We start from the raw sequence: 3832 nt of genomic DNA on the forward strand, positions 1-3832 counted from the left end.
CCATGCAGCAAATTCGGATTGCGTGCAGGTGCTTCCGCTTCCTGGGTCTTCAGGTTTAATGTGAAATAAAACACCGAGCCGCGTCCTGGTGTGGAATGGGCATGAATATCACCCTCCATCAGGTGTACCAGTTCTTTGGCGATGCTTAGCCCCAAGCCGCTGCCACCGAACATTCGAGTGGTGCTTGAATCAGCCTGTGTGAACTTGTCAAACACGCGTTGCAACTGGTCTTTGCTCATACCAATGCCCGTGTCGCTGACACTGAACTGCAGGGTGACCTGGTCGTCAAGTTGCTTGAGTACTTTCACCGTGAGATTGATGTGTCCTTCGCTGGTGAACTTGATGGCGTTGCCAATCAGGTTCTTCAGAATTTGACCGACGCGCAAAGAATCGCCAACCAGTCTGTTCAGGGTGGATTGCAGTCCTTTTCCTTGCAGTGTGTATAGCAGGCGAATGTTCTTGTCCAGCGCCGAGTTGCCCAAGGTGCCAAAGACTTCCTCCAGCACATCATCAAGGCGGAATGGGCGCTGCTCCAGCTTGAACATGTCGGATTCGATTTTTGACAGGTCCAGAATGCTGTTGAGCAAGTGAAGCAGGTTGTCGCCCGACAGTTGAATTTTGGTGAGGTAGTCTTTCTGTTTCTCGTTCAGATCAGTTTTCAGTGTCAGTGCGGTCATGCCGAGAATCGCATTCATGGGCGTGCGAATTTCGTGGCTCATGTTGGCCAGGAACGAGCTCTTGATTCTCGACTCGTTTTTCGCCCGTTCTTTCTCGACGTTGGCCAAGCTGACTTCTTCAAGCGCTTGTTTCACACGTTCGCTTTTCTCGAGGTCGCGCTGGAATGAACGAATCATTCGGTTGAATGCGCGAATCAACAAGTTGATTTCATGGGAACCCGTGCGGTTGTTGACGCGCACGGTGTAATCGCCCTTCATGATTTCTTCACTGGCGTTGTAAAGCGAATTGATCGGGTCGATCACTTTTTTCTTGATGGACACCAAACCGACGAACAGACCCAGCAGGAACAACAGGGTGAACACCACATCAAGATAAACGCTGTAAGTCAGTTCTTTGCGGGAGGCGTCGATCAGACCGAGGTAGCGGCTTTTTTCGCGTGCAATGAATGAGGACAATTCCGCAGACAATGCATTGGTCAGTTCAATGTGTTCGCGGTCAAACAACACACCGAATGTTTCCTTGACTTCGGGTGGCGACAGGTACTCGCCCTCGCGTTTGTCAACAAAGCGGGTAATACCACTGGCGAAGGCGCTGAGTTCGTTTTTCTCGAGTTGATGGCGCAAGTCGAGGATTCGTTCAATCGCCGGCTCGTTTTCAGCGATGAATCTCAGTGAGTAAAGTCTTTCACTGAGGTTTTGCCCAATTCCCCACGACACGGCAGAGTCTTTGTTCTGTCCGGTGATGATATCAACCCAGTAGTCGGCTTCTACATCGGTGGTGTAAATGCGGCTACCGTTGTGCAGACCCACAATGTCAAGGTAGTGGTTGATGTATTCCGGGTTGCGACTGGCTGCGTACAGCAATACCAGCTTTCGCATAGCTTCGAACTCGGCAAGCGTGCGGGTCAGAATGGCTTCGTCAGAGGCCCAGGCTTGGTAATAATCTTCTTGAACTGTCTGCTGGTGAATTGAAATACTTTTCACACCGATGCCGAATACCGAGAACACCAGAATGAGTAGACCAAATATTCGAATCAGCAGGGTCAGTTTCATGGGCCAGCCTTGTTATTGGAATTGTTCGGCCCTGGTTCAGTGACTTTGCGATTCTTCAAGTAAACGCGATTGTCGCTCTGCCTTGGTAAAAATTGACACGGCATGGGCGCGATTCTGTGCGCCTAGTCTAACAAGGACTTCACGCATGTGGGCGCGAACTGTCTCAGGACTCAAGTTCATGTCGCGGGCAGCTTCTTTTGCAGTCATGCCGACAGCAATGCGGCGCATGATCTCAACCTGTCGCCAGGTCAGCGGCTTTTTTGAACCCGGCGCAATAATGTTGGACTGAAACTCGTTTTTGGACTTCATTTTGTCCGCATTCATTCCTTCCTGGCAGCTTACGCCAGTGGCCATCAGACCTTTCATGACCGCGTCCAGCAGTTCATGGTAGTCAGCAGATTTACGAACACAGGGAATTTCCATCTCGTCCAGTTCCTGGAGGATGTCATTGTGTGTCGTACCCGTAAATGCCAGCAGTTGCGAGAACGGAAACAGATCGCGCACGCGCTGGGCAGAATTTACCCCTTCGCAGTCAGGCAGGTTCAGATCAAATATGACAAGACGTGGGTTCTCATGGATGTGTTGCTCACTCGCTTGGATGGTGGGCACTTTGAGCACGCTCAGGTCTGGTGCATGCTCGGTCAGCATGTCAGCCAGCATCATGGACACCAGTGGATGATCTTCAATCAAAAGTACAGCGTTGGGGTTCATTCGGCAACCTCCCAATTCGTTTGCCAGAAATAAAAACCGGTATTACCGATATGCTCAAATCATGTTACGTGTGAACCCTCGAAGCGATGCCCCTTCATTTGGAGGATGGCTTCATTTGAAGCGTGCGGGTACGAAATGATTTCTCCCTCAAATAGGGGGGGGTCTCTTTGTGTTGATAGCGGCATCCCGGCGATCCACTAACCTTATGGCATTGAGTCTAAATGCCGTTTGGCCGGGTGAATGTTGTGAGTGAGTCGGAATCAAAACCACTGGAAGTCTGGGTCGCTGAGGATTCACCGTTCTACCGGCTTGTGGTGGAAGAGGCGATTGAGGAAATCGCCAAGGTGACCTACCTGTCCATTTCGCTGACCGTGTTTGAACGCTTTGGTGATATTCGTGCCGCATTTGATCAGGCGGAACGCGGCTTAAGACCTTTGCCTTCCGCTGTGTTGTCCGATCTTCATTTCCCGGACAATGCACACGACGATTTGCAAGATATCCTGGTGTTTTACAGCAGGTATGTGAACGCAGTGCCTGTGTCTTACATGTCTTGCAATCTCGAAAGCCTCGAGCTGGCAGAAAGCCTCGCGGAGCATCGCTCAGACGCTTTGCAACCAGCCCGGTTTTTGCGCAAAGACACTGCCGAAACCATGACCAATCTGGTAAAAACCATTCACGCCATGGTGTTCGCACCTCGCACTCAGCATTCCCGTCTCGGCGCCACACTGGCCTGACTTCATTTCTAGATCAGTTTTCAAAAACCCGAAATACAATCAGAAAACAGGGCGCGTTGCGTGCAGTGTCCAGAAACGGTGAAATCAAAATGTCGCAAGGCACCTTTTTGTCAGGGCTGATCTCATATTCGGTTTTCACGAGAATTTTTTTGATGGCTTAAGAACCCGACAAGCAACTGACGATAGTGTCTGGTTGGTATGCGGCCATGAATCAAATGGTAGGGGTTGCGTCCTAACCATTTGTCCCGTGCCTGGCCGACGAAGGTCTCGAATGCAGAGTTCACGTACAACAGGCCAAAGGGATCTTTGGTGTTGCGAATGTCATTCGTGACCATGATGACTTCGCGAATTTGCTCAATCGCTGAGTTCAACATGTACAAATCGCTGCTTTGGTTTTTTTCGTTTGGTGATGTCTTTGATCAGGATGATATACCCCGTGCCTGATTTGAAAACACGCAGCGAGATCCAGCGCTTGATGAACCCTACAAACTGTTCGACTGACTTCGAGAAACCCACCTGATTGACACCTTCCAGCAATGTTGCAAACTGGTTTTTGTCGAGATCAGGAATCAATTCAGTCAAAGGCGTTGCGTGTACAAAAAGTTCTTTGTCTTTTTGCAGCAAGGTTTTTGCGTTTCGGTTTACAAAGCTGACGTT

General features: G+C 50.1%; 5 protein-coding genes. 1 reads left to right on the forward strand and 4 read right to left on the reverse strand.

Annotation, left to right across the window (positions count from 1 at the left end):
* Both A0129_RS15510 and A0129_RS15515 read right to left on the reverse strand, forming a co-directional pair.
* Positions 1-1730, reverse strand: a 1730-nt coding sequence (locus A0129_RS15510) for an ATP-binding protein (protein WP_291716289.1), incomplete at its 3' end; no start/stop codon positions are given.
* 36 nt (positions 1731-1766) lie between these two features.
* Positions 1767-2441: a LuxR family transcriptional regulator gene (locus A0129_RS15515; protein WP_291716290.1), complete on the reverse strand. Its 675-nt coding sequence runs from the start codon at positions 2439-2441 to the stop codon at positions 1767-1769.
* 245 nt (positions 2442-2686) lie between these two features.
* On the opposite strand from A0129_RS15515, the gene A0129_RS15520 reads away from it, so the two are divergent.
* Positions 2687-3175, forward strand: a complete 489-nt coding sequence (locus A0129_RS15520) for a hypothetical protein (RefSeq protein ID WP_291716291.1) — start codon at positions 2687-2689, stop codon at positions 3173-3175.
* A gap of 122 nt (positions 3176-3297) precedes the next feature.
* Here A0129_RS15520 and A0129_RS15525 read toward each other — a convergent pair whose 3' ends face one another.
* Positions 3298-3549, reverse strand: a complete 252-nt coding sequence (locus A0129_RS15525; protein ID WP_291716292.1) for a PAS domain-containing protein — start codon at positions 3547-3549, stop codon at positions 3298-3300.
* On the reverse strand, positions 3530-3832 hold a 303-nt coding region (locus tag A0129_RS15530), incomplete at its 5' end, for a hypothetical protein (protein ID WP_291716293.1). The genes A0129_RS15530 and A0129_RS15525, both read right to left, overlap by 20 nt.

Source organism: Limnobacter sp. CACIAM 66H1, assembly GCF_001601825.1.
Classification (GTDB): Bacteria; Pseudomonadota; Gammaproteobacteria; order Burkholderiales; family Burkholderiaceae_B; genus Limnobacter.